The sequence below is a fragment of the Nocardia sp. NPDC004573 genome, assembly GCF_053602135.1.
On record NZ_JBSGDA010000022.1, the window covers coordinates 21,098 to 47,790 of the forward strand.

At 66.9% G+C, this 26,693-nt stretch carries 18 protein-coding genes, 3 tRNA genes and 1 pseudogene; 18 read left to right on the forward strand and 4 right to left on the reverse strand.

The annotated features are described in order from the left end of the window. Window positions 1-235 precede the first annotated feature (235 nt). From dnaA to ACWEKR_RS27470, 9 genes are all read left to right on the forward strand, one after another. Window positions 236-2,170 carry a chromosomal replication initiator protein DnaA gene (gene dnaA / locus ACWEKR_RS27430; protein WP_452356901.1) on the forward strand — a complete coding sequence of 645 codons (1,935 nt, stop codon included), beginning with the start codon at window positions 236-238 and terminating at the stop codon, window positions 2,168-2,170. 860 nt (window positions 2,171-3,030) lie between these two features. Beyond that, window positions 3,031-4,206, forward strand: a complete 1,176-nt coding sequence (dnaN, locus tag ACWEKR_RS27435) for a DNA polymerase III subunit beta (protein WP_452356902.1) — start codon at window positions 3,031-3,033, stop codon at window positions 4,204-4,206. A 243-nt stretch (window positions 4,207-4,449) separates the two neighbouring features. Continuing rightward, the gene (recF, locus tag ACWEKR_RS27440; RefSeq protein WP_452356903.1) at window positions 4,450-5,625 is read left to right on the forward strand and encodes a DNA replication/repair protein RecF; all 1,176 of its coding nucleotides are present in this window, start codon (window positions 4,450-4,452) and stop codon (window positions 5,623-5,625) included. Window positions 5,626-6,089: 464 nt separating this feature from the next. Continuing rightward, on the forward strand, window positions 6,090-6,650 hold the full coding sequence (locus ACWEKR_RS27445; RefSeq protein ID WP_159841144.1) for a DUF721 family protein: 561 nt from the start codon (window positions 6,090-6,092) through the stop codon (window positions 6,648-6,650). A gap of 134 nt (window positions 6,651-6,784) precedes the next feature. After that, window positions 6,785-7,723: an alpha/beta fold hydrolase gene (locus ACWEKR_RS27450; RefSeq protein ID WP_452356904.1), complete on the forward strand. Its 939-nt coding sequence runs from the start codon at window positions 6,785-6,787 to the stop codon at window positions 7,721-7,723. A 272-nt stretch (window positions 7,724-7,995) separates the two neighbouring features. Next, window positions 7,996-10,041, forward strand: coding sequence for a DNA topoisomerase (ATP-hydrolyzing) subunit B (gyrB, locus tag ACWEKR_RS27455; RefSeq protein WP_195091359.1), 2,046 nt, complete (start codon window positions 7,996-7,998; stop codon window positions 10,039-10,041). Window positions 10,042-10,114: 73 nt separating this feature from the next. After that, the gene (gene gyrA, locus ACWEKR_RS27460; protein WP_195091356.1) at window positions 10,115-12,622 is read left to right on the forward strand and encodes a DNA gyrase subunit A; all 2,508 of its coding nucleotides are present in this window, start codon (window positions 10,115-10,117) and stop codon (window positions 12,620-12,622) included. 45 nt (window positions 12,623-12,667) lie between these two features. Further along, a complete protein-coding gene (locus tag ACWEKR_RS27465; RefSeq protein WP_452356905.1) occupies window positions 12,668-13,939 on the forward strand; it encodes a DUF3566 domain-containing protein in 1,272 nt (423 codons plus the stop codon). Between the two features lie 220 nt (window positions 13,940-14,159). After that, window positions 14,160-14,233 (forward strand) — tRNA-Ile (locus ACWEKR_RS27470). A gap of 279 nt (window positions 14,234-14,512) precedes the next feature. Here ACWEKR_RS27470 and ACWEKR_RS27475 read toward each other — a convergent pair. After that, a tRNA-Ala gene (locus ACWEKR_RS27475) sits at window positions 14,513-14,585 on the reverse strand. A gap of 147 nt (window positions 14,586-14,732) precedes the next feature. Further along, the gene (locus tag ACWEKR_RS27480) at window positions 14,733-15,398 is read right to left on the reverse strand and encodes a TetR/AcrR family transcriptional regulator (protein ID WP_452356906.1); all 666 of its coding nucleotides are present in this window, start codon (window positions 15,396-15,398) and stop codon (window positions 14,733-14,735) included. A gap of 134 nt (window positions 15,399-15,532) precedes the next feature. Here ACWEKR_RS27480 and ACWEKR_RS27485 point away from each other — a divergent pair, with 134 nt between their 5' ends. The 8 genes and pseudogenes from ACWEKR_RS27485 to ACWEKR_RS27520 all read left to right on the forward strand — a co-directional run bounded on the left by ACWEKR_RS27485 (window position 15,533) and on the right by ACWEKR_RS27520 (window position 22,833). Continuing rightward, window positions 15,533-16,666 (forward strand): VOC family protein, encoded by a 1,134-nt coding sequence (locus tag ACWEKR_RS27485; protein WP_452356907.1) that lies wholly within the window; start codon window positions 15,533-15,535, stop codon window positions 16,664-16,666. Next, a complete protein-coding gene (locus ACWEKR_RS27490; protein WP_452356908.1) occupies window positions 16,663-17,598 on the forward strand; it encodes a fumarylacetoacetate hydrolase family protein in 936 nt (311 codons plus the stop codon). Before ACWEKR_RS27485 ends, ACWEKR_RS27490 begins: the two co-directional genes overlap by 4 nt. Then, a pseudogene (locus ACWEKR_RS27495) lies at window positions 17,595-18,025 on the forward strand (AMP-binding protein); the annotation flags it as partial. The gene ACWEKR_RS27490 and the pseudogene ACWEKR_RS27495, both read left to right, overlap by 4 nt. A 189-nt stretch (window positions 18,026-18,214) precedes the next feature. Beyond that, window positions 18,215-19,798, forward strand: coding sequence for a bifunctional 3-(3-hydroxy-phenyl)propionate/3-hydroxycinnamic acid hydroxylase MhpA (mhpA, locus tag ACWEKR_RS27500; protein WP_452356944.1), 1,584 nt, complete (start codon window positions 18,215-18,217; stop codon window positions 19,796-19,798). A 110-nt stretch (window positions 19,799-19,908) separates the two neighbouring features. Next, window positions 19,909-19,981, forward strand: a tRNA-Ala gene (locus tag ACWEKR_RS27505). A 160-nt stretch (window positions 19,982-20,141) separates the two neighbouring features. Further along, window positions 20,142-20,867 (forward strand): ParA family protein, encoded by a 726-nt coding sequence (locus ACWEKR_RS27510; RefSeq protein WP_195085130.1) that lies wholly within the window; start codon window positions 20,142-20,144, stop codon window positions 20,865-20,867. Then, window positions 20,867-21,658, forward strand: a complete 792-nt coding sequence (locus ACWEKR_RS27515) for a hypothetical protein (RefSeq protein WP_452356909.1) — start codon at window positions 20,867-20,869, stop codon at window positions 21,656-21,658. Before ACWEKR_RS27510 ends, ACWEKR_RS27515 begins: the two co-directional genes overlap by 1 nt. A 653-nt stretch (window positions 21,659-22,311) precedes the next feature. Next, a complete protein-coding gene (locus ACWEKR_RS27520) occupies window positions 22,312-22,833 on the forward strand; it encodes a C40 family peptidase (protein ID WP_452356945.1) in 522 nt (173 codons plus the stop codon). Window positions 22,834-22,867: 34 nt separating this feature from the next. Here ACWEKR_RS27520 and ACWEKR_RS27525 read toward each other — a convergent pair whose 3' ends face one another. Both ACWEKR_RS27525 and ACWEKR_RS27530 read right to left on the reverse strand, forming a co-directional pair. Continuing rightward, entirely contained in the window at window positions 22,868-24,151 is a 1,284-nt protein-coding gene (locus ACWEKR_RS27525) for a hypothetical protein (RefSeq protein ID WP_452356910.1), read from the reverse strand. After that, a complete protein-coding gene (locus ACWEKR_RS27530) occupies window positions 24,088-24,792 on the reverse strand; it encodes a YoaK family protein (protein ID WP_452356911.1) in 705 nt (234 codons plus the stop codon). The genes ACWEKR_RS27525 and ACWEKR_RS27530 overlap by 64 nt, the downstream gene beginning before the upstream one ends. Window positions 24,793-24,954: 162 nt before the next feature. Between ACWEKR_RS27530 and ACWEKR_RS27535 the strand changes: the two genes are divergently transcribed. Beyond that, window positions 24,955-25,884: an acyl-CoA dehydrogenase family protein gene (locus tag ACWEKR_RS27535; protein ID WP_452356912.1), complete on the forward strand. Its 930-nt coding sequence runs from the start codon at window positions 24,955-24,957 to the stop codon at window positions 25,882-25,884. The last annotated feature ends 809 nt before the right edge of the window (window positions 25,885-26,693 follow it).

The following is a 26,693-nucleotide window of genomic DNA, read 5'->3' on the forward strand; positions in this document are numbered from 1 at the left end:
GCGTTCCATAGTTCCCCAGGGTTCTCCACATCTGTGGATAATTGTGTGGAAAGACCCCTGGAGTGGCATATTCGTAGGGCCGACGGTGCCACGCCGCTGTCCAGATGGGGGACCCGGACAGCGTCCGAACCGGTTACGGACGTACGCAGAGGATACCGGGACCACCCCCGAGCAGCACACTCCACGCGTGCCCCGGCCGTCTGCTCCTATCGACCTACTCCGGGGAGGAAACTGCATGGACGACGAGCAGAATGTGCTGGCCAGGGTGTGGCCCGAGGTTGTCACCGAGCTCACCACCGGGTCACCGGACGGCGCTATTCCTCCGGTCACCCGAGCACAGCAGGCGTGGCTGAAGCTGGTCAAGCCGCTGACGGTCGCACAGGGGTTCGCCCTGCTCTCCGTGCCTTCGTCGCTGGCTCAGGAGGCCATCGAACGCGACCTGCGCGAACCCATCCTCCGGTCCCTCGGCCGCAGGCTCGGTCCCCAAGTGGAAGGACTCGGCGTCCGCATCGCCGCCCCGACCACCCCTACCGTCGACCGGCAGAGCAATACCCCCCGGCACGCGCGGATGACGAGCAGGCCCGAACGGAGCCGAGAGGGCCGGGCTCCCGCCGCCTACCCCGGCTCGGAATTTCCCGGCCGCGACGCCTACCCCGGGCCGCGTTATGCACAGCCGGCCGAATTCCCGGCAGCGTCTCCGTACAACGACGGCTCCGACTACCCCGGCCCGGAATACGGGCAGGACTTCGCCCCGCCGGAGGAGTACCGCCAGTCGGAGTACGCCGACTATCCGCCACGCGGCGAGTATTCCGCGACCGGCGAGCTGCCCCTGATGCCCGGGGCGGACGTCGCGCCCCGTCGCGAACCCGGCCTGCCGCCCCGCAGGGAGCCTGCCATCCCGCCGGGACAGGAGTCACTGTTCACTCCGGAACCGTCGTCGCCGGGCGGTGCGCGCGGCCCGCTCCGTGCTCCGCTGCGCGAGACCGCCGACGACGACACGGGCCTGGCACGCGATCCGGTCCGGGAACCGGTCGGCGACCATCCGCGCGGTGATCACGACGACGAGCCCGTGGTGAACGTCCGCAACTCCTGGCCCACCTACTTCGCCAAGTCCCAGGAATCCCCCGCGCCTGCGACGTCCTCGGCCAGCCTGAACGCGAAGTACACCTTCGAAACCTTCGTCATCGGCGCGTCCAACCGGTTCGCGCACGCCGCGGCGGTCGCCATCGCCGAAGCGCCGGCTCGCGCCTACAACCCGTTGTTCGTCTGGGGAGCTTCGGGCCTGGGCAAGACACACCTGCTGCACGCGGCGGGTCATTACGCACAGCGGCTCTTCCCGGGCATGCGAGTCAAGTACGTGTCGACCGAAGAGTTCACCAACGACTTCATCAACAGCCTGCGCGACGACCGCAAGGTCGCGTTCAAGCGCCGCTACCGCGAGACCGACATCCTGCTGGTCGACGACATCCAGTTCATCGAGGGCAAGGAAGGCATCCAGGAGGAGTTCTTCCACACCTTCAACACCCTGCACAACGCGAACAAACAGATCGTCGTCTCCTCGGATCGCCCGCCCAAGCAACTGGCGACGCTGGAAGAGCGGCTGCGCACCCGATTCGAATGGGGCCTGATCACCGACGTGCAGCCGCCGGAGCTGGAGACGCGCATCGCGATCCTGCGCAAGAAAGCGCGGATGGACCGGCTCGACGTGCCGCACGACGTGCTGGAGCTGATCGCCAGCCGGGTGGAGCGCAACATCCGGGAACTGGAGGGCGCGCTGATCCGGGTGACCGCGTTCGCGTCGCTGAACGGCCAGCCGCTGGATCTTCCGCTGGCCGAGGTGGTGCTGCGCGACCTGATGCCCGACACCGCGGCGTTGGAGATCAACGCGGCCACGATCATGGCCGTCACCGCGGAGTACTTCAACACGACGTTGGAAGAGCTCACCGGTCCCGGCAAGGCGCGGCCGCTGGCTCAGGCCAGACAGATCGCCATGTATCTGTGCCGCGAACTGACCGACCTGTCCCTGCCGAAGATCGGCCAGGCATTCGGCCGCGACCACACCACGGTGATGTACGCGGAGAAGAAGGTACGCAAGGAGATGACCGAGCGGCGCCGGGTCTACGACCAGGTGCAGGAACTCACAGCCCGGATCAAGCAACGCTCGCGCTGAGCGGCATCCACAGCTGAGCACCGCCCCTGACCTGGGGCGGTGCTTTTTTGTGGGCTGTGGATTCCTCGAGGAATCCTTGTGGAGTCCTCGAGGAATCCCCCGGTTTGTCCACCGATCCGTGCACAGGTCGGGGTAGGCGCCTGCGCGAGTTCCCTCACAGGGCGAATTACACAGTTTCCCCAGGCATGGTTGCGCACAGCCGTTGACCAGCGCGGTGTCCGGATCAGGCGTTGTGGAATCCTCGAGGAGTCCTTGTGGAGTCCTCGAGGATTCCTCGAGCTGTCCACGATTTCGTGCACATGTGTGGACAACCGGGTGAATCCAGTGGAACAACTCGAGGAGCGCTCGAGGATGAATCGGGGACAACCGGAGAGCCTCCACAGACGCCGGGTGTTCATCCTCGAGACACCCCCTGGCCATCCCCACGGCACCACGCCCCCTGAACAGCGGATTCGGCCGCAGTCCACAGAATCCACAGCGCCTACTACTACTTCAGTTCTTCTCATTAGAGATCTCTCTTCAAAACAGGGTGTGTGGAAAGTCGGCACGGCAGCGTCCCCTTTGCAGCCGCTCCCGTTCGCAGCAAGTACGACAGAGGGATCACGGGTCCCCATCGCGAATCGGCGCAAGCAGTCCGCGGTTCATCCCGCATCGCCCCGGCCCCGGCCGTGCTTCCATCCGAGGGCGGTCATCTGTGCTGCCGGAGGGTCGGGCTAGGTGCACGTCCCCTCCGCGGGTACGGTTCTATGTCGGTCGCCTGTGCCAGACTGCGAAGGCGGCCGATTCGGCAGGATCCTTTCGAGCACCGACACTGACGAGCCGACAACAGATCACGGAACCGGGAGAGGACAGATCGGGCGATGGAGCTTGCAAGCATGAAGTTTCGGGTCGCCCGTGAGGATTTCGCCGAGTCCGTCGCCTGGGTGGCGCGCAGTCTTCCCTCCCGGCCTCCGGTACCGGTGCTAGGCGGCGTGCTGCTGGTCGCCGACGAAGACGGGCTGACCGTCTCCGGCTTCGACTACGAGGTCTCCGCGCAGGTTCGGGTCGCGGCCGAGGTCGCTGGGCCCGGTCAGGTGCTCGTCTCCGGTCGCCTGCTGGCCGATATCACCAAGGCGCTGTCGAACAAGCCGGTCGACGTCTCGGTGGACGGCACCCGCGTGCTGATCACCTGTGGCAGCGCGAAGTTCTCCCTGCCGACCATGCCGGTCGAGGACTATCCCCAGCTGCCCGAGGTGCCGCAGCAGACCGGTGAATTGAGTGTGGATGTCTTCGCGGAGGCCGTCGGCCAGGTCGCCGTCGCCGCGGGCCGCGACGACACGCTGCCCATGCTCACCGGTATCCGGGTGGAGATCGAGGGATCCCAGGTCGTCCTCGCGGCGACCGACCGGTTCCGCCTCGCCGTCCGGCACATCGAATGGCAGCCCGCGCGCGCCGATATCGAGACATCGGTGCTCATCCCGGCCAGGACGCTGTCCGAGGCCGCCAAGACGCTCGGACCCTCCGACGCGCCCGTCCAGTTGTCCCTCGGCTCCGGTGGGGGGTCGGACGGCCTGCTCGGCATCGTGAACGCCGGCCGCCGGACCACCACGCGCCTGCTCGACGCGGAATTCCCCAAGTTCCGTCAATTGCTCCCCAAGGAGCACACCTCGATCGCCACTCTCGCCGTCGCCGCGCTGACCGACGCGATCAAGCGCGTCGCGTTGGTCGCCGAGCGAGGCGCGCAGGTGCGGCTGGAGTTCTCCGCAGACGGCCTGCTGCTGTCCGCGGGCGGCGACGACGCGGGCCGCGCCGAGGAATGGCTGGAGGCCGATTTCCGGGGCGAATCGCTCACCATCGCGTTCAACCCGGGATATCTCATCGACGGCTTGTCCGCCCTGCACGCCGATCGGGTCACCTTCGGCTTCACCACGCCCAGCAGGCCCGCCGTGCTGCTCCCTGCGTCCGAGGAGGAGCCCGAAGTGCTGGACTCCGGGACGTTCGCCGCACTGTCGAGCCCGTACATCTATCTGTTGATGCCGGTCCGGCTTCCGGGCTGATCGCCTGTGCATGACCTGATGTCGAACGGATCCGCGCCGCGTGATCCAGTGCGGCCGAGCGGTGACGCTGCTGGAAACTCCCCAGCGACGTCGGAGAAACCGGTACCGCAGCGCCCAGGGCCCTGGTTTATCCACAGGTCTTCCACAGGGGTGCGGCGGACCGCGCAGCGCCTGTTCGCCGCTGTGGTGGGGCATCGATCGGCAGGAATGTCCGCTTCGGCCCAGGCAGGGGCACGGTAGCGGATGTTCGTCCGTGCCCTGTCGCTGCGCGACTTCCGCTCGTGGGAGCATGCGGAAGTCGAATTATCCCCAGGTCGAACCGTTTTCTTGGGATCGAACGGCAACGGCAAGACAAATCTGCTGGAAGCGATCGGCTACTTGGCCACGCTCGGGTCACATCGGGTCGCCACGGACGCCCCATTGATCCGGACCGGGACCGAGCGAGCCCGGATCGGCGCCACGGTGGTCAACACCGGGCGTGAGTTGCGCATCGATGTCGAGTTGAACCAGGGCAGCGCGAATCGCGCACAGATCAACCGCTCACCGGTCCGCCGCCCTCGGGAGATCCTGGGGATCCTGCAGACGGTGTTGTTCGCCCCGGAAGACCTCGCGTTGGTGCGCGGCGATCCCGGGGAGCGTCGCCGCTTCATGGACGAGTTGTGCACAACTCGCCTCCCCAGGCTGGCCGCGGTCCGCAGCGACTACGACCGGGTGCTGCGCCAGCGCTCGGCGCTGCTGAAAACCGCCGGGCGGCAAGCCAGGTCGAAGACCGATCTGAGCACCCTCGACGTGTGGGACGGGCACCTCGCCGCACATGCGTCCGTCCTGCTCGCGCAGCGGCTGCGTCTGGTGCACGATCTCGGGCCGTATCTGGCGCAGTCCTACGCGTCGATCGCCCCGGAATCGCGGCCCGCGTCGATCGTCTACCGCAGCTCCGCGCTACCCCCGAAGTTCCTGGATCCGGCCAGATCGCCGCTCCCGGAGGACGCGGCGGAACTGGAGGCGCTCTTGCTGGCCGAACTCGCCTCCGCCCGACCGAAGGAACTCGAGCGCGGGGTGTGCCTGGTGGGTCCGCACCGCGACGACCTGGACCTCGTGCTGGGAGATTCGCCCGCCAAGGGCTTCGCCAGCCACGGCGAGTCGTGGTCGTTCGCATTGGCTTTGCGGTTGGGGGCGTTCGAACTGCTGCGCACCACCGGCGCCGAACCGGTGCTGCTGCTCGATGACGTGTTCGCCGAACTCGATCGCCGCCGCCGTGCCGCGCTGGCGGCCGTCGCCGCGGACGCGGAGCAAGTGCTGATCACCGCGGCCGTGCCGGAGGACGTGCCCGCCGAACTCGCCGCCGTGCCGCTGCGAGTGGAAACCGCCGGCGGCCCCGGCGGCCGCGTTTCCCGGATCGCCGCCGAAGACCGGTTCTAGAGTGGAGGTTTCGGCGGCGAACGACGAGACGACGACGCCACCCACTCGGCGACCGAGAGCGAACGTGACCCGGTCACCGGGTCGACGGAGTCACGGACGCCCTAGCCATCCACGGGTGGAATGCACCGGAGTCCCGGCCTCGCCATCAGCCGTTCCGGTCCACTACAGTGACCAGTCGTCGGGAACGACGATCGAGTTCTCAACAGCAGGCACCGATTCGCCAACACCTGTGGAAAACTCGCTCGGTCATGGGTGACCGCTCCCGTGAAAATCGCCGCAGCAACAGCTGAGCAAGCGGCTGACCTGGCCGACGAATCCGGCGTTCTGGGCGGCAAACAGGGTGTTCCACCAGCCAGCTCGGTATGCGGCGTGCGTGATTCCCGGTGCTGGCAACCGTGGGCGGAGGCTGGGGACAACTTGATCGAAACTGGGGACAGACCACGGGACGCGGAGGGAGAAGGGCGATGAGTGATCGGCCCACGGAGCCCGAATCCGCAGGACCGGAACCCGAATTGCGCGGGATCGATCTGGCCCGGCGAGCCTTGGAGGAAGCGCGCGCCGCGGCACGGGCGAGTGGCAAGTCCGTCGGTCAGGGGCGTTCCTCGCCACAGCGCAGGCTGCGGACCGGAGCGCGCAGGCGCACCGGATGGTCGGGCGCGGGTCCGGACGATCGCGATCCACAGCTGTTGTCGAAGTTGGCCGGCTCCCTCGCCAAGAATCGAGGGTGGTCGGCCAAGGTGGCCGAGGGCATGGTCTTCGGCCGTTGGGCGGGGGTGGTCGGCGAGGACATCGCCGCGCATGCCACGCCGGTCACCTTGAAGGACGGCGTGCTGAGCATCTCGGCGGAATCGACCGCCTGGGCAACCCAGTTGCGGATGCTGCAAGGCCAGATCCTCGCAAAGATCAACGCCGCGGTCGGTCAGGGTGTGGTGACCTCGCTGAAGATCTCCGGACCTGCCGCACCGAGTTGGCGCAAGGGCGAGCGCCATATCAAAGGTCGTGGACCGCGCGATACGTACGGATGACCAGACCGAGCAATATCTGATACTTGATGTTACGTTTATTCAGAAGCGGCGTTTCACGTGGAACGCCCCGGTTCGACGTCCGCACCGGAAGCCTGCGACGTCGGATCGGAACCGTCCGGGCAGAAGGAACCTCGATGACGATCACCACGGCGGTGGGTCCGTTTCCGGTGACCGCGACCCGGACGGTTCTTCGAGACGGCGTCGAGCTCGCGGTCTACGAATGCGGCAACCCCGAGGGTGTGCCGGTACTGCTGATCCACGGGTGGCCCGATACCCATCTGCTGTGGAGCCGGGTGGCGGCTCTGCTCGGCGGTCGCCATCGTGTGATCGCCTTCGACAACCAGGGCGCGGGCAGTAGTTCCGCGCCGGCCGCGGTCGAGGCCTATCGGATCGAGGAGCTCGCGGCCGACGTGCGTGCGGTCATCGCCGCGGTCTCGCCCGGCGAGCGGGTGCACGTCCTCGGACACGACTGGGGGTCGGTGATCGGATGGGAGGCGGTCGCGGCCGAGGACGCCGGATCGGTGATCGCGTCCTTCACTTCGGTGTCCGGTCCGAACCTGGACTACCTCGGCGCCTATCTGCGTGGGCCGCTCACTCCCGCGCGGCTGCGTGGCGCGCTGGCCCAGGCCGTCGCTTCGGCCTATACCGTCGCCTTTCAGATCCCCGGGTTGCCGGACCCGGTGCTGCGGATTCTTTCCGGCCGGTGGCCGCGATTCCTCGCCTTCTTCGACGGGCTCGACCCCGCATTGGTGGAGACAGCGCCGACACTGCGCACCGATATGCTGAACAGCCTGAAGCTCTACCGGGCGAACATTCGTTCCCATCTGCGTCGTCCGCGGCCCCGTCCGATCGAGGTACCCGTTCAGCTGATCGTCGCCACGCGGGATCGCGCCGTGCGGCCCGCGGCGAACGCCGAGGCGGATCGGTGGGTGCCGCGCCTGACCCGGGTGGAGATCCCGGCGCGACACTGGTCGCCGATCTCACACCCAGCGGAGCTGGCGCGTCATACCGCCGCCTTCGTCGCCCGGATCGACGGCGCTGCGCGCGAGTGCGATCGGGCAACGCATCTCTGAGCCCACTTCTGCTGGATCAAAACCGCCGTCAGGCGCAACGGAGTCGGCGGAATTCGATTTCTCGCATCCACGGCGCTGTGAGGGGTGTCGGAGGTGGGTTGTAAGTTGGGTGTACCAGTAGGATGGTTACGTAACTAGCGGCGATACCTTCGGCGCGTTCCACGCAGTCCACGGCCGGACCCTAATTCTCGAGCCAGACGTGAACCAGGGCCTCACGTGTGCTGTCCGATCGCTCTATGCCGGGATCAGCAAGTAAGGAGAGCTACCGACCAGTGGCTGCCAAAGACTCCAACGCATCGGGTTCGACCAAAGCGACCGGGAAGCAGGACTACGGTGCCTCCTCCATCACGGTTCTCGAAGGACTCGAGGCGGTTCGCAAGCGTCCGGGCATGTACATCGGCTCCACCGGTGAACGCGGTCTGCACCACCTGATCTGGGAGGTCGTCGACAACTCCGTCGATGAGGCGATGGCCGGATACGCGACGAAGGTCGAGGTCACCCTGCTGGCCGACGGCGGCGTCGAAGTAATCGACGACGGCCGGGGCATCCCCGTGGAGATGCACGCGCAGGGCATCCCGACCATCGAGGTCGTCATGACCCAGCTGCACGCGGGCGGCAAGTTCGACTCCGAGTCCTATGCGGTGTCCGGTGGTCTGCACGGCGTCGGCATCTCCGTGGTCAACGCGCTGTCGACGCGGCTGCAAGCCGAGATCGACACCGGCGGCTATCACTGGACCCAGGAGTACAAGGACGCGAAGCCCGGCAAGCTCATCCAGGGCGACCCGACGAAGCGGACCGGCACCACCATCCGGTTCTGGCCGGATCCGGACATCTTCGAGACCACCACCTTCAACTTCGAGACCGTCGCGCGCCGGTTGCAGGAGATGGCGTTCCTGAACAAGGGCCTGACCATCGTCCTCAACGACGAGCGCGTCAGCGACACCGAGATCACCGACGAGGTGGTCAGCGAGACGGCCGAGGCGCCCAAGCACGCCGAAGAAGGCGCCGCGCCTGCCGAGCACAAGGTGAAGTCGCGGACCTACCACTACCCCGGTGGCCTGGAGGATTTCGTCCGCCACATCAACCGGACCAAGCAACCGATCCACAACTCGGTCGTCGCGTTCACCGGCAAGGGCACCGGCCACGAACTCGAGGTCGCGATGCAGTGGAACTCCGGCTACTCGGAGTCGGTGCACACCTTCGCCAACACCATCAACACCCATGAGGGTGGCACGCACGAAGAGGGCTTCCGCGCGGCGCTGACCACGGTGGTCAACAAGTACGCGAAGGACAAGAAGCTCATCAAGGAGAAGGACGGCAACCTCACCGGTGACGACATCCGGGAGGGCCTGGCCGCCATCGTGAGCGTCAAGGTCGGCGAGCCGCAGTTCGAGGGCCAGACCAAGACCAAGCTCGGCAACACCGAGGTGAAGTCGTTCGTGCAGCGCACCTGCAACGAGCACCTCACCCACTGGTTCGAGGCCAACCCGGCCGACGCGAAGACCATCGTCAACAAGGCGGTCTCCTCGGCGCAGGCCCGTGTCGCCGCGCGCAAGGCGCGCGAGCTGGTACGGCGCAAGTCCGCCACCGACCTGGGCGGCCTGCCGGGCAAGCTGGCCGATTGCCGGTCCAAGGATCCGAGCAAGTCCGAGATCTACATCGTGGAGGGTGACTCCGCCGGCGGCTCCGCCAAGTCCGGGCGGGACTCGATGTACCAGGCGATCCTCCCGCTGCGCGGCAAGATCATCAACGTCGAGAAGGCGCGCATCGACAGGGTCCTCAAGAACAACGAGGTCCAGTCGATCATCACCGCGTTCGGCACCGGTATCCACGACGAGTTCGACATCAGCAAGCTGCGCTATCACAAGATCGTGCTGATGGCCGACGCCGACGTCGACGGCCAGCACATCTCCACGCTGCTGCTGACCTTGCTGTTCCGGTTCATGCGCCCGCTGGTCGAGCACGGGCACGTCTACCTGGCGCAGCCGCCGCTGTACAAGCTGAAGTGGCAGCGCAGTGAGCCGGAGTTCGCCTACTCCGATCGAGAGCGCGACGGCCTGCTCGAGCGTGGCCTTGCCGCGGGCAAGAAGATCAACAAGGACGACGGCATCCAGCGCTACAAAGGTCTGGGCGAGATGAATCCCAAGGAGCTCTGGGAGACCACGATGGATCCCAGTGTCCGGGTGCTTCGTCAAGTGACGCTGGACGACGCGGCCGCGGCCGACGAGCTGTTCAGCGTGCTGATGGGTGAGGACGTGGAGGCCCGCCGCAGCTTCATCACCCGCAACGCCAAGGACGTCCGCTTCCTCGACGTGTGATCCGCCCGAGGCGCCGCCGTTCCCGGTGGCGCCCGGCAGTCTGCGCACGTCAGCCCGTTAAGGAGACTTCTTCATGACCGACATCACCCTGCCGCCGGACGGGGCGGGCGACCGCGTCGAACCGGTCGACATCCAGCTGGAGATGCAGAACAGCTACATCGATTACGCCATGAGCGTGATCGTCGGCCGCGCACTGCCCGAAGTGCGCGACGGCCTCAAGCCGGTGCATCGCCGCATCCTCTACGCCATGTACGACAACGGGTACCGGCCCGATCGCGGCTATGTGAAGTCCGCACGCCCGGTCTCGGACACGATGGGCAACTACCACCCGCACGGCGACTCGGCGATCTACGACACGTTGGTGCGCATGGCCCAGCCGTGGGCGATGCGCTACCCGCTGGTCGACGGCCAGGGCAACTTCGGCAGCCGCGGTAACGACGGCGCCGCGGCCATGCGCTACACCGAGTGCCGCCTCACGCCGCTGGCGATGGAGATGCTGCGCGAGATCGACCACGAGACGGTCGATTTCATCCCCAACTACGACGGCAAGACGCAGGAACCGGTGGTCCTGCCGAGCCGCGTGCCGAACATGCTGATGAACGGCAGCAACGGCATCGCGGTCGGGATGGCGACCAACATCCCGCCGCACAACCTGACCGAGCTGGCCAACGCGATCTACTGGGCGCTGGACAACCACGACGCCGACGAGGAGACCACCCTCGCCGCGTGCATGGAGCGGATCAAGGGCCCCGACTTCCCGACCGCGGGTCTGATCGTCGGCACCCAGGGCATCCACGACGCGTACACCACCGGACGCGGCTCCATCAAGATGCGCGGCGTCGTCGAGATCGAAGAGGACAATCGCGGCCGCACCACGATTGTCATCACCGAGCTGCCCTACCAGGTCAACACCGACAACTTCATCAACGCGATCGCCGAGCAGGTCAAGGACGGCAAGATCGCGGGCATCGCCGACATCCACGACGAGTCCTCCGACCGCGTGGGCCTGCGCATCGTGGTGACGGTCAAGCGGGACGCCGTGGCCAAGGTCGTGCTGAACAATCTGTACAAGCACACCCAGCTGCAGACCAGCTTCGGCGCCAACATGCTGTCCATCGTCGACGGCGTGCCGCGCACGTTGCGGCTGGACCAGATGATCCGGTTCTACGTCAACCACCAGTTGGACGTCATCATCCGGCGTACCCGGTACCTGCTGCGCAAGGCCGAGGAGCGGGCCCACATCCTGCGCGGCCTGGTCAAGGCGCTCGACGCGCTCGACGAGGTCATCGCGCTGATCCGCCGCTCGGCCAACACCGACACCGCGCGCACCGGTCTGATGCAGCTGCTCGACATCGACGAGATCCAGGCGACCGCGATCCTGGACATGCAGCTGCGCAGGCTCTCGGCGCTGGAGCGGCAGCGGATCATCGACGATCTGACCAAGATCGAAGCCGAAATCGCCGACTACAAGGACATTCTCGACAAGCCGGAGCGTCAGCGCACGATCGTGCGTGACGAGCTGGCCGAGATCGTGGACAAGTACGGCGACGACCGGCGCACCCAGATCGTCTCCGCGGACGGCGACGTGGCCGACGAGGATCTGATCGCCCGCGAGGACGTGGTCGTCACGATCACCGAGACCGGCTACGCCAAGCGCACCAAGACCGACCTCTACCGCAGCCAGAAGCGCGGCGGCAAGGGCGTGCAGGGCGCGGGTCTCAAGCAGGACGACATCGTCAAGCACTTCTTCATCAGCTCGACGCACGACTGGCTGCTGTTCTTCACGAACAAGGGACGGGTCTACCGGGCGAAGGCCTACGAGCTGCCCGAGGCCAACCGCACCGCGCGCGGCCAGCACGTGGCGAACCTGCTGGCCTTCCAGCCGGACGAGAAGATCGCCCAGATCATCCAGATCAAGTCCTACGACGACGCGCCGTATCTGGTGCTCGCCACCAAGAACGGCCTGGTGAAGAAGTCGAAGCTGACCGATTTCGACTCCAACCGCAGCGGCGGCATCGTCGCGGTGAATCTGCGCGACGAGGACGAATTGGTCGGCGCCGTGCTCTGCTCGTCCGACGACGACCTGCTGTTGGTTTCCGCGCTCGGCCAGTCGATTCGCTTCTCGGCCACCGACGAGGCGCTGCGCCCGATGGGACGCGCCACCTCCGGCGTACAGGGCATGCGGTTCAACGACAGCGATGAACTCCTGTCCCTCAATGTGGTTCGCGCCGGCACATATCTGCTGGTCGCCACGTCCGGCGGCTACGCGAAGCGCACCGCGATCGAGGAGTACACCCCGCAGGGCCGCGGGGGTAAAGGCGTATTGACCATCCAGTTCGACGCGAAACGTGGCACCCTGGTCGGGGCGCTCATCGTCGATGACGACGACGAGTTGTACGCGATCACCTCCGGTGGCGGCGTCATCCGGACGGCGGCGAAGCAGGTTCGCAAGGCCGGACGACAGACCAAGGGTGTGCGATTGATGAACCTGGCGGAGGGCGATACCTTGCTTGCGATCGCGCGCAACGCCGACGAGCCCGATCCCGATCAGGTCTCCGGTGGCGGCGACACCGGCTCCTAGCAGTAATCCAATAGCGGCGGCAACGAACGGACCCAAGGATTCCCATTGACCACTCCGAATCAGCCGAATGACGAGCGGCACCAGACGAACGGCGTGACCGAGCGGATCGCACCGTCACCGATCCCGCCGCGGCCGATCCCACGGCCGGTCTCCTCGGCCGAGAACGGTCAGCCCGGCGGCGGCCAGCAGAGCGGCGGTCAGCCGGGCGGTCACCCTGGCGGCGGTCACCCTGGTGGCGGTCACCCTGGTGGCGGTCACCCTGGTGGCGGTCACCCTGGTGGCGGTCAGCCCGGTGGCGCGCAGCCGGGTGGTCACCAGGGCCAGCCGAACGGGCCGCAGTCCGGCGGACATCCGGGTGGGCCGCCGGCGAACCAGCCGGGCGGCAACCAGCCGAATGCTCAGCCGCACGAGATCCGCGATCAGCAGGGCGATTTCGCTCCGCAGCAGGGCGCGCCGGACCAGGCGCCCGGCGGCGACGGCCACGACCGCTTCGATCAGAAGACGACGCGGATCAACAGCCAGGCCCCGCAGTCCGCGCCCGAAAACGAGGACAAGCAACCGGTCGGGGCCGCCGCTAACGGCGGTCCGCAGTCGCCGTACCAAGACGGGTGGGCACAGCTGCCGCAGCGGGAGCCGCAGTCGAACCTGTACCGCCCCGGGCAGGCGCCGGTCACCGGACGCCCGACCTCGGGCGGTGGCGGCGGTCTCGGCGGCGGCACGTCCAATGCCCGCACCACCGCCGACCTGGCGGCCAAGGCGGCCCGGAAGGAAGCGGCCATGGTGAAGTCGGTCGGCATCGACGGGCCCACCCGCAGCATCGCACGGCCGGAGCTGATCAAGGACATGCCCGACCTGTCCGAGATCCGCCATCCGCTGCCGCCCACCGAAGCCGCCGCCCCGCAGTCCGGGCCGGTGTCGCCCGCGGTCCCGGTCGCGGTGGCAGCGGTGGCCTCCGGAGAGCCGCTGCGGGCCACCGTGCAGATCCGTCGCATCGATCCCTGGTCGACGCTGAAGATCTCGCTGGTGATCAGCGTGGCGATGTTCTTCGTGTGGATGCTCGCGGTCGGTCTGCTGTACATCGTGCTCGAGGGCATGGGTGTGTGGGAGCGGTTGAACAACACGTTCACCGACATGGTGTCGCAGGACAGCGGCTCGGTGGGTTTGATCGACGCGGGCACCGTGTTCGGCTACGCCGGCGTGATCGGCCTGATCAACGTCGTGCTGTTCACCGCACTCGGCACGGTCGGCACGTTCATCTACAACCAGTGCTGCGACCTCGTCGGCGGCATCCAGGTCACCCTGGCCGACCCCGACTAGTCATCCAGCGTTCCGAACGGCCGGTACTCGCCACCGCAGGGTGGGGGTACCGGCCGTTCTCGTTGGTGCTACCCGGCCTGGAGGGCGGGTCACGCTGTCGGTGCGGATGCCGCTCTTGTCGTGAATGAGGCTCCGTAGGGTCTCTACCAGCCGTTTTGGTTCAGTAGATCAGTGTTGTGTAGTCTCTACACGTTGTTGTTACCGCGAACAACACGACTACGGGCCTATAGCTCAGGCGGTTAGAGCGCTTCGCTGATAACGAAGAGGTCGGAGGTTCAAGTCCTCCTAGGCCCACTCCCTTCCTCTCATTCGGTCGCCGACCCATTCGAATCCCTGGCATTGCTGATCCAGCGGTCGCGGTTGTTCTCGGCGGAAAGCAGAACTCTCGGTCGATGCGGGACGTTCGCTGCGCGAACACTGACCTCGTGGACCTGCCGCGGCACCTACCCGGACAACGCTCACCCAACTCGGAGCACGAGGTCCGGGGCGAAGCCCGCCCGGCGGGGTCGCGTGCCACAGAACCCGCGAAACGACAAAGGCTCATGCTCGCTATGAGCATGAGCCTCCGAGGAGTGGAGCCTAGGGGAATCGAACCCCTAACCCCTGCCTTGCAAAGGCAGTGCTCTGCCAATTGAGCTAAGGCCCCGTCACCGTGTGGCACGGCTTGCGCGTACAGACGCCTGGAAAACGGTACCTTCTCGCCGTTGACGTGGTCAAAACGGCAGGTTGTCGTCGAGAAATCCGAGCGCCGTCGTCGGCAGCGCGAGCGGGTGACGCCCTCAGACCGGCGCGGTCAGGCGGCGTCGCCGCGCTCGAGCACGTCGTCGAGGGACGGCAGGGGACGCGAGCAGATGTCGCGCGCCTCGTCGGCGGAGAGTCCGAACATCCGGAGCAGGTCCTCGGTGATCTGATCGGTGGCGGCCGCGTCGTCGCGGTCGGGATGATCGTGCAGCAGTTGGCCCAGGCACAGGGCGGCGCCGGCCACGATGGTCATGGAGAGTTCCGCATCGCTCGTCCGGAACCGGCCCGCGCGAGCGGCGGCCTCGATATCGCGACGAGCGCGCGGGGCAAGTCCCTTCTCGGATCCGGTCAAGATCAGCCCGTTGTTCAGCAGCACCTTGCTCAATGTGGGGGTTCTCCGGTGCAGACGGCCGGTCAATCGAAAACTCTGCGCGAAGACTTCGGCGGGGTCCTCGATGCCTTCGGTCAAGGTGTCGAGCACGGCGCCGTGCATCTCGAGCGCTTCTTCCACTGCCGCCCGGAGCAGGTCCTCCCGGCTCTGAAAGTGGTTGTAGAACGACCCCATGCCCACGTCGGCGGCCTGGGTGATCTCCAGGATCGGTGCGTTCGATCTGCCGGTCGCGATGAACGCCTGGGCCGCGGTTATCAGGGCGGCGCGGGTACGGGCCTTGCGGCGCTCCAAGCGGTTGGGTTCCGCCGTCCCGGTTCGATCGGTCATGCGCGCTCCTCTCCCTGTCGGTGCATCGACCATCGTAGCTGCCAGCGCTCAGTTATGACGAATTCATCAAGGGTGTCTTGACTGAATATCGTGTCGTATGTGACGATATCGTCAGAAAATGGAGGGAGTGGTCGATGTCCGACCAGCACGACCCGCATACCGGATTGCACAGCGAGTACGGTGCGCAGGCGGGCGAGCATCCGGGGCGGGCTCGCGATCCGATCGTGAAGGTGCACGATCTGGCGTGGCTGGAGTTCGAGAAGCCGGACCTCGAGCGCGCCGAGGTCTTCGCGCACGCGTTCGGGTTCGTCACCTCGTTGCGCACGGCCGATGAGCTGTACTTGCGGGGCACCGACCCCCAGTCGCCGTGCGTGTTGATCCGCCGAGGCGTGCGTTCGCGGTTCGCCGGTCCGGCCTTTCGTGCGGCGGATACTGCGGACTTGCTCCGGCTGGCCGACGCCGCGGGCGGCGCGGTGGCTGCCCTGCCTGACACTTTGGGCGGATCCACCGTCGATCTGACCGACCCGAGTGGATTACGGGTGCGGGTGGTCGCCGACACCGACCAGCTCCCGGCTCTGCCGGCGCAGTCGCCGCTTACGCTCAACGTCGGGCACGAAGTCGCGCGGGTGAACCGGACGCAGCGGCCGCCTCGCTCGCCTGCGCTGGTTCAGCGGCTGGGGCATGTGGTGGTGCAGACCACCAAGTACCGCGAAACGCTGGATTGGTATCTGCGGCACCTGGGGCTGATCGTCAGCGACTTCCTCTACTACCCGGGACAACGCGAACGCGGTCCGGTGATGAGCTTCATCCGCTGTGATCGCGGCCGGACACCCGCCGATCACCACACGCTGGCGTTGGTGCTCGGTCCGGCGAACCGATACGTGCACTCGGCCTATCAGGTCGCCGACCTCGACGCGCTGGCCGCCGGTGGCGAGTATCTGCGCGATCACGGTTACTACCGGTCGTGGGGGATCGGCAGGCACATCCAGGGCAGCCAGATCTTCGACTACTGGCGCGACCCGGACGGATTTCTCGTCGAGCATTTCAGCGACGGCGACATGTTCGACTGCACGCTCGAACCCGGTTGGGCGCCGTTCACCGCCTCCGGGCTGGCGCAGTGGGGGCCGCCGGCCAGCGGAGATTTCCTCGGCCTCAAACCGGGCCGGGAATCCCTTCGCGAGCTGGCGGCGGTGGTCGACGCGCTGCGCGAGGACAACGAATTCGACCTCCGCCGCCTGCGCGGCCTGTGGAAAGTAGCCCGCTCATGAGCATTTCTGTTCTCCGTACCTTCGACGCCTGGTGGGTAAGCACACGTGCGGGCGCCGCCCGGATCGATACCGCCGCGACCACCACCGGGCAACTGTTGGCCGACCGGCAGGCGATTCGCGCGGCGAGCGCGAGTACCGAGGTGGTGCCGTTGGAAAGCCTGGCGCTGGTGTCTCCGGTGACCGCGCCGTGCCGGGTGGTGGCACAGATGACGAACTTCGCCTCGCACGTGCGGGACTCCGGCGGTGACCCGGCCACCGTGCCGCTGACGTTCTTCCGCAAGGCATCGGGGTCGATCAGCGGCCCGCACGCTGACGTCATCCGGCCCCCGCACGTGCGGTTGCTGGATTACGAGGTGGAGATCGGGCTGGTGTTCGGTCGCGAAATGCCGGTCGGCTCCGAGATCACGAGCGACAACGTCGCCGACTATATCGCCGGTCTGGTCGTCACCAACGATATCTCCGCCCGCGATGTCCAATTGCCGAAAACCCAGTTCTACGAAGCGAAGTCGTATCCGACCTTCACCCCGGTCGGGCCCGCGCTGGTGCTGCTGGAGGACGACGAGCTGAAACGGTTCACCGATCTGCGGCTGCGGTTGTGGGTCAACGGCGAACTGCGTCAGGACATGACCGTCGCGGACATGATCTACCAGCCGGCGGAGACCCTGCGCGTGTTGACCGGTTTCCAGCGTATGGACGCCGGTGACCTGCTGCTCACCGGAACCCCCGTCGGCACCGCGATCAGTGCCCCGCCCAAACCGGTCGAGATCATCGGCTCGCTGCTGCCGCCCGCGGTGAAATGGAAACTGTTCTTCAAAGGCCAGGCGAAGAACCCGAAGTACCTGCGCGACGGTGACGTCGTCGAGGCAACGGTGTCCACCGACGACGGCGCCATCGATCTGGGCCGTCAGCGCACCACGGTGAGGTACCGGTGACCGAGCACCCGCTGTGGCCCCGCTACGCCGAACCAGCCGACCTGCCCGATATCGAATCCGTGCCCTTGGCCGAGCGCGCCCTGCCGGAATCGACCTACGCCCTGCTGGCGCGGGCGGCGCGATCGTGGCCGGAACGCACCGCGGTGACGGTGCTGCCGGAAGCGGGGCGTTGGCGGGAACCGCTGCGGCGCAACAGCGCTCAGCTTCTCGCGGACGTGCACCGATACGCGAACCTGCGGTATGACATCGGTGTGCGCCGGGACGACGCGGTGGCGTTGCTCGCCCCCAACTGCGCCGAGCTCATCCCGGCGACCTTGGCCGCCCAGCTCGCCGGGTCGCCGCCCCGATCAACGGTGAGTTGTCCGAGCGGCACATCGCCGAACTGCTGCGGCGCACCGGAGCACGCGTGCTCGTCACGGCCGGACCCACGCGCCGCCGCCACACGTCGCGAATCGCTCGACGCGCTCGCCCGGACCGTGGGAGTGCGCGACATCGCCGCCGCTGCCCAGGACGGTGCGATCGTGGCCACCGTCGTACTCGACCACACCGGCGACGAGAGCGCGGTCGCGGCGACCCTGGGCCGGCACGCGATCGAGTGGAAGGTCGAGGCGTGCCGATGAATGCCCCGATCGTGATCGTCGGCGCCGGCCCGACCGGTCTCACCGCGGCGTTGCTACTGGCCCGCTACGGCGTCGAGTCGCTGGTTCTGGAGCGGTGGGAAGGCGTCTACCCGCAACCGCGCGCGGTGCACATGGACGGTGAGATCCGCCGGATCGTGGCGAGGCTGGGCATCGGCGACGAATTCGACGCCATCTCCCGTCCCGCGCTCGGGCTGCGCCTGCTCGACCGGGATCTGCGGATACTCGCCGAATTCCGGCGCGATCCGGCGGGCGGCCGCAACGGATACCCGGACGCGAACATGTTCGACCAGCCGGAGTTGGAAGGGATTTTGCGTGCCGCGGTGCGGCGCCAGGCGCGAGTGACGCTGCGCGGGGACGCCGAAGTCACCGCGGTGGTCCAGGAAACCGGCGGCGTCAGGGTCGACTTCACCGATCGGACCTCCGGCGCCCCCGAGTCGGTTCGTGCGGCGTACGTGCTGGGTTGCGACGGCGCGAACAGTTCGGTTCGCACCGCCATCGGCGCCAGAATGCGTGAGTTGAACTTCGAGCAGCGGTGGCTGGTCGTCGACGTGGATACGACGGCGGAACCAGGGGAGTGGGAGGGCGTGCATCAGGTTTGCGACCCCGTCCGCGCCGCGACCTACATGCGCATCGGAAAGTCACGGTACCGCTGGGAATTCCGGCTGGCTTCCGGTGCGGCAGCGGCCGACTACGACGACATCGGCCGGGTGTACGCACTGATCAGCCCCTGGACCGGTGACATCCCGGTCGAGGACATCCAACTGCGCCGGGTGGCCGAATACACTTTCCGCGCCCAACTCGCCGACCGCTGGCGGGCGGGCCGGGTCTTCCTGCTCGGCGACGCGGCGCATCTCACGCCGCCGTTCATCGGTCAGGGCATGGGCGCCGGCCTGCGCGATGCGGCCAACCTCACCTGGAAACTGGCAGGCGTGCTCGCCGGAGACCTGCCCGAGCGGGTCCTGGACTCCTACGAGACCGAACGAAAGCCGCACGCGCGGAGCATGATTCGGCTGGCGAAGCTTACCGGGATGGTGATGACCGAGGGCGGTGAGCTCGGCAATCTCTTGCGCGGCGGGCTCGCTCCCCACCTTGGTCGCCTGCCCGGTTTGCACGCGCTGGTCACCAGTGGCGAGACACCGCCCCTGCGTCGATCCGAGCTGGTCATGCGGTCGCGCCTCGGTGGTGGACGGGCGGGTCGTCTGGTTCCCAATGCCCTCCTGGCCGACGGCCGTCGTTACGACGACGTCGTCGCGGGCCGGTACGCCATCGTCACCACGATCGAGCCCGCGTCGGCGGAGCACGCCCGGATCAGGGAGCATGGGGCAGAGCTGGTGATGGCAGCTCCCGGGAGCGAACTGCGGCGCTGGCTGACCCGGCGCGGCGCCCGCGCCGCCCTGGTCCGGCCCGACGGCGTTGTGCAGCGCACCGCCCGGGACCTGCCCGTGCTCTGTGCGGCGATGCCCTATTTCCTGGCCGGTCAGGAGGCCGGTGGTGCCGGTGCACCGGACTCGGCTGGTTCTGGGCGGCGTCCCGGTGGCGCAGTAGGGTGGAAGCCATGAAACTTCTCTGCACCGCCGGTGTCGTGGTCCTGGTTCTGTTCGGCATCTCCAAGTTGCGCCGGCGCAGCGAGGCGGACATGTGGCACGAGGTCACCAGCCGCTGATCTCCGGGGGCCTTAGCTCAATTGGCAGAGCACTGCCTTTGCAAGGCAGGGGTTAGGGGTTCGATTCCCCTAGGCTCCACAGAATAAGCATCCTGTACGCCCGTCGTGCTGTGTCCAATTGGACACAGCGGCGGTGGCGGCACAGCCGGAGCAAGGCGCCGCAATCAGGCGGTATTCGCGCGTACTGTGCCAGACTGGCCACGCACAGTAATGCACTCCTCATCCTCGGAGGACCGTCTATGACGAATTCTGTTGCGCCACTCGAATTGCCCGAACCTCTGGTCATCACGCTGGGGAATCTCAAGGGCGGTGTCGGCAAAACGACATCAGCGTTCTTCTTGGCGAGTTACTTCGCTTCGGTTCACGAACTGCGGGTGCTGGTGATCGACGCCGACCCGCTCAGCCAGACCGGATACTCCTGGTACCGGCGGCTGGTCAAGGGGGGCATCGATGTGCCGTTCGAACTGGTCGCGTTCCCGTCGCGGCATGTCGGCGACTGCATCACCGACAATTCCGCCGATTTCGACGTCATCATCGTGGACGCCGGGGGCGAGTCGGCCGACATCTTCAAGGCCGCCGTTCCCGAGAGCGACGAGCTCCTGCTGTTGACCAGTGTGAGCCCGTCGGAAGTCAAACGTGTGCCGAGTACCTTCAAAGCCGCCGAGGAAGCGGCGGCCGATACCGACCGGGAAATCCGGGTGCGGGTGCTGATGACCAAAGTGCCGGTGATCATGAAGAAAGGCGTCAACGTCTCGACCGAATACCGCGCTCAGCGCGGCCATTTGGAAAGCGCGGGGTACGACGTATTCGATTCCTATCTGAGCGCCTGGAAATGGTATCGGGAGGCGGCCGACGGGGAGGTCGGGGAGGGCGCCGAGAACCCGATCGAGGATTTGGGCGAGTACCGCCGGGTGGGCGACGAGCTGGTGAACTCGTACCGGGCGCTGATGGAGGTGCCGGCCTGATGCCTCCGCAACGCAGGAAGGGTTCGATCGGTGGCGGCAATCCGCTATCCGACGGCGCCGAACACACACCGCCGGTGTCACCGCTGCGCGATGCCGAGTGGCGGCGGCCGAAGGCGGCCGTCAGCCCGAATGTCTTGACCATGCCGGTGCCGGATGCCGGCGACGGTCCGCTGAGCGATCGGGAACGGGCGCAGTTGACGGCGTGCGAGTCGTCGATCGACACGTTGCGCATCGCGTTCTGGGCGGCCGGGCGCGCCCTGCAGATCGTCCGGGACGGCCGGCTCTACCGCGACAGCCACGAGACGTTCGACGAGTATGTGGAGCAGCGGTGGGATATGCAACGGTCCTACGCGCACAAGCTCATCCGGGCTTGGCCGCTCGCCGCGCGGTTGCACCCGATGGCGCCCGCGATCAACGAGGGCCAGGTGCGTGAACTGTTGCCGGTGGTGGCCGAATACGGCGAAGACGCCGCGATAACCGTGTACACCACCGTGGCGGCGGGCGCGGGGGTGAAGGTGACCGCGGGGAAACTCCGGCAAGCGGTGGCGTTGCTGCCCGAACGCTACGACGAAGAAGTAGTGGTCGAGCGTCTGCAAGCGTGGCTGCGCGGCGAACTGCCGGACGACCCGAACGATCGCGCCGCCGACATCTTCACCGCCATGGAGTCCCGGCTCGCCGCGCTGACCAAACGCGTCGTCAAAGGTTCGAACGATGACCCGCGCGCGGCCCGCGAATTCGCGGCGAAGCTCCGGACGATCGCGAAACAGATCGAAGAGCAGATCACCGCGTGACGCACGGGACCGGCATTGCGCCCCGCAGCGGAAATGTTTCCCTGCGGGGTGCTTTGTGTCCCGGAGGATTGCATTTCGTGGCGCGAAATATATATTGCCGGACCCCGCGCGGAACGAGTTATTGTTTTGTTACGCAAATAAACGCGTGTTGTGCTTTACGTCGTGCACTCTATGCCGAAAGGTGAACGCTCGGATCGGATCCGCTGGACTGACGAAGCACCGTGATGGTTTTCGAATCAATTCGAGGTCTCAGGCGAGGTCCCTCGCGCCGTGAACTACGGCGGATGGCCCACCGAAGGCCGGCGATATGAGCATCGGAGGACCGCATCATGGCATCATCGACCGACGTCCGATATACCCGCTACCTGCGACGTGCGCTGCTGTGGGCGTTCGCCGCCGGAGCGGCCGCCCTCCTGGGCATGTGGTGCAACACCGGGGAGGCATCGGCCCAGCCGGTGACCATCCCGGGCGTGGGAACGTTCGAGATCTCCGACGATATTCCGCTTCCCGACTCGCCGGAGAAGCTTTTCCGGAACAACGCCATACTTCCCGTCACCGAGTCGCCCGTCACCGGTGAATTCACGGAAATCGAGGACATCGCAGGAGCCTCGGTGCCGCAAATCGAAATCGCGCCGGCCACGCTCGGCCCGGCGATCGAGTTCCCGATTTCGGTGCCCGTCCCCGTGATCGAGCTGCCGGTGCCGACGATCGTTCCGGCCATCGACATCCCGCTGCTCGGCCTGCTTCCTGAGATCGAGCTCCCCTTCCTGGGCGACATCCCGCAGATCATGCCGCGGGCGCCCACCCCGCCCGCGGCAGTGATACCGCAGAAGTCCGCAGGCGAAATGGCGGTCGACGCGGCCCGGACCAAGATCGGATCCGATTACAGCTACGGCGCGGTCGGCCCCGACACCTTCGATTGCTCCGGACTGGTGCAGTGGTCCTATGAGCAGGCCGGCGTCGAACTGCCCCGCACCAGCTACGACCAGCTCGCCGCCGGAACGCCGATACCGCTCGACGACCTGCGCCCCGGCGACATGGTGTCGTTCTACGGCGGAAGTCATTCCGCCCTCTACGCGGGCGACGGCAAAGTCATCCATGCCTCGACGTACGGCACGGGAGTGATCACTTCCCCGCTCTCCTCGATGCCGGTGACCGGCGCCCGCCGCTTCTGACTTCCGCCGCGAAATCCGCGCCGACCGTTCCCGGTCAGACAGAGACTGCCGCAGCTTCCAGCCTCGCCAGCGTCTCGGTATCCGGCCAGTGGCGAATCTCGTAGCGACGAGGTGCGAGATCGGGGACCGGGTCGATGCCGGTCAGCGCGACGACAGCCTCGAACGGAACCTCGAACAGCCGCTCCAGCTCACCTCGGTCGTCCCGGCAGAAGGCGACGTAGTCGGCCTCCGGCAGGAGGTAGTCGACACCCTCGCCCCAGACGGTGATCGTGTAGGGACCGTTGTCGCCATGGCCGTACATGACGGAACCGACGTAGGCGGGCTCGATGGCGTACGGCGTGAATTCCATATCGCTCTCCACGATCTCGTTGAGAATCCGAGCCTGCGCGTCGTATTCGGTGACCGCCAGACCGCACCGGGCACGCTGCACGGCGGGCAGGTGGCGATGAGCCGGCGAACGATCGAGCGGGATCACCGCCCCGCTGTCGTCCACGAGATATCCCTGCGGCGAGATCGGGCGAGGCGCGTCACGGTACTGCTCTTCCACCGCTTCGAAAATAGGATCGAGATCGCTGACGCCGGAGGCGACGATCAGTGTGTCGACATCGGGCATGAACGCGACGGATGACGTCCCGGTACCGGCGAGCCGGCCGGGTAGCAGCGGCCAGGAAGAGCAGTAGCCGTTGCCGTCGTCGACGAAATGCAGGATGCCGTCTTCTTCGATACCGGCGAAATTCATGATCTCGCCCAGATTCTCGCGCGCGACACCGAATACCTCGTCCGGGCTCACGCCCCACTCCCGCAACGACGCGTAGGTGACGATGGATCGGGTATGGGGCATGTCGATGGCGACCATCTCGTCCACGAAGGGAAAGGCGGGGCGCGCGACCGGTCGCGACTCGGGTTCGATGCCTACGCCGAAACTGTTGGGACGCAATACCGGCCGCAGCATGGACCGAACCGTCGGCCAATCCGGGGCGGGGGTGCGTAGCTCGCTCAGGGCGTCGCAGTGTTGTGCCACCCGGGCCTCGCGTTCCGCGGGATCGAGCTCACGGGTTTCGTGAAAGATGTTGTGCAGATCGAGAATCAGATCGCCCGCGCGTATCGCGAAATCGTCGGGCTGGTATTCGACGTCGGTCTCGCCCAGCGTGGACAGCTGTCGCATCACGAGCGCGGCGAACGCGGTGGCTTCGTCTTCGATGTTCTGCACGCGGCCACCGTAGTCGTGATCGCCGACCGACGTCCGTCGGCGGCTTACTCGCTGAGGGGACCGTGCCGGTCCAGGTGTAGATAAGTGAATCCGGTGACGAGCAGGCACACCACGGTCGCGGTGATCAGCATCGCCCAGCCCGCGACCAGCAGGCTCAGCAGGCCGCCGAGCAGCGCGCCGAGCCCGAAACCGGCGTAGAGCAGGAAATACCCGAGCCAGTCCGCGTAGTCGCCACCGCTGAGATGGCGTTCGATGCCCTGCCCCATCTTGACCAGCGTCCCGGTGACGTAGCTGAGCGGCACCGACACCTCGCCGTTCTGCACGAACGACGTGTTCAACGCGCCGACGCCGAAGGCGACGAACATGATCGGCAGCAGGCCGATCGGCTCATCGGAAGTCTGGTACTCGAGGATGTCGACGGCCGAGGCCACGGCCAAGCAGACGGTGGTGAGCAGGGTGGGTCCGTGCGGATGTCCGGACCAGTAGCGCCTGCGGCACCACGAAGCCACCACGACCCCCGACAGGAACGACGCGAGCAACCCGGCGGCGGCCAAACCCATGTCCGGCTCGTCGTGGAAGTACCCGAGGACGGCTCGTTCGGTATTGCCCGTCATGAAGGTGACGAAATAACCGGCCGTATGCATGAAGGCTGCCGCGCCGATAAGACCGGCGAGCGCGGCGAGCACCCAGGACAGTCTGGCCTCGCTGTCGAAAAGCGCCTTCTTGCGACTTTCTTCCAGCTCCGGCACGGTCCGAACTCCTTCCGATACGAGGCGACACCCCAGTGAAGCAGGCTTCTCGGTGGAATTCGTCCACGCAGCACCGACGATTGCCATTTGGTTGCCAGAACCGGCAGGCTCCTGCAGGGGCGTAGCGAGCCGTCCGCGTGGCCGCTCGGTTACCGTGCTGAGGTGGATACACTGCTCGACTTCCTGCTGACCGAGCCGGTGGCGGCCGCGCCGCTGGACGATGTCGCCGCGGCCTGGACGCGACATCGGGTGGCCGCGAACCGATTCGGTCAACCGGTCGAGGTCGCGATCGCAGGCGGCTTCGGCGCCGACCGGCTCGGTTTCGCCTTCCTGTCCGGCTATCAGGAGGCGCTGCGGACGCTGATTCCCGATCTGCCGGACGACGAGCTGGTCGCGATGTGCGCCACCGAGGAGGGCGGCGGTCACCCCTCGGCGATCCGCACCGGGCTCACCGAGCGAGACGGGGTCTGGCGGGTCGACGGTGCGAAGTCCTTCGCGACCATGGGCTCTTTCGCGCGGCAACTGCTCGTGATCGCCAGCGTCGGCACGGCCGCGGACGGACGGAATCGCCTGCGCGCATGCTTGATCCGGGCCGGCGAAGCCGGGGTGCGCCTGACCGATCATCCCCCGCTCGCGTTCGCGCCCGAGGTTCCCCACGCCTCGGTCGTGCTGACCGACGTGCCCGCGCTGGTGCTCCCGGGTGATGGGTATCTCGACTACCTGAAGCCGTTTCGGACGATCGAGGACATTCACGTGCTGGCCGCCACGCTCGGCTGGCTGGTGCGGGTGGCGCGGGCGTCGGCCTGGCCGCGCGAGAGCCTGCAACGGCTGCTGACCCTGGTGGCCGCCGTGCGTGGCCTGGACATCGATGCGCCGACTTCTCCGGGCGTGCACATCGCCCTCGGCGGCGTCTTCGCGTCCTTCGCTGCGCTGTCGACCGAGCTGGAGCTGTTGTGGCAGACCGCGGACCCGGTGATCCGGCAGCGGTGGGAGCGGGACCGTCCGTTGCTCGCGACCGCCGGGCGGGCGCGTGAGCAGCGGCTCATCGCGGCGTGGCGAGCGGTGGAAGCAGAAGGAGATCGGGCGGAATAGGCGCTCACTGTCCCGGAAATGGGGAGCGGGCCTCGGCGAAGGGGGGGAGTTAGCCGAGGCCCGCGTAGGGTCGGCCCGGGGGGGAGGGGCCGACGAGAACGATGCTACTCGATGATCTGCGATTGTGTGCGCGTGGGGACGGCCACGTTCCAAGTTTTTTCGGGTCGGCTTACTCGAGGCCGACCGGGGGCGGTCGCGGTGAGCCGACCGGTGGTCCGCGCTGCGGGGCGGCTGTTGTCTTGTTGTTTGCCAAAACCCTTGTCGACCAACCTTTTCCGTGCAGTTCTACCCCTTTGACCTGCTAAAGAGTGGGGCGGCGTGGAACATGCCGACCAGTCGCCGCGCAACGACTCGACAATGCTTCCGGGCGTGTCGGCACGCCGATCACGGATGCCCCCCCATATCGCCGGTCTCCGTGCGACGACCGAACTGTGTCGTACCCCGATGCGAACATGTGTTCGTGTCCATCGACTCGATCGTTCGCGCCGAGCTGATCCGCTCGTCGCGAGAGCCCGCGTTCGAATCCTCGCGGTCCGAGTACGGGCTCCGCTCGATTCGGGTAGTGCGCTACGCGCGCTCGGCTGCCCGTCCCACGAGATCATCGAACCGGTCGCATTCCGATCCGGTACCCCCGAGCACCACTGGATCGGAATGCGGCCTTCTCGCGTGGCCCGAGCCGTCCGGTCGGGGCGGAAACAATTCGGATGAATTTGTCGGCGGCCCGGACAATACTGGCTCGGTATCGGCCGGTCACCCGATCCGACGCATCGATCGGCGCTCGGCGGCGCACCCAAGCGCATCGAACGCAG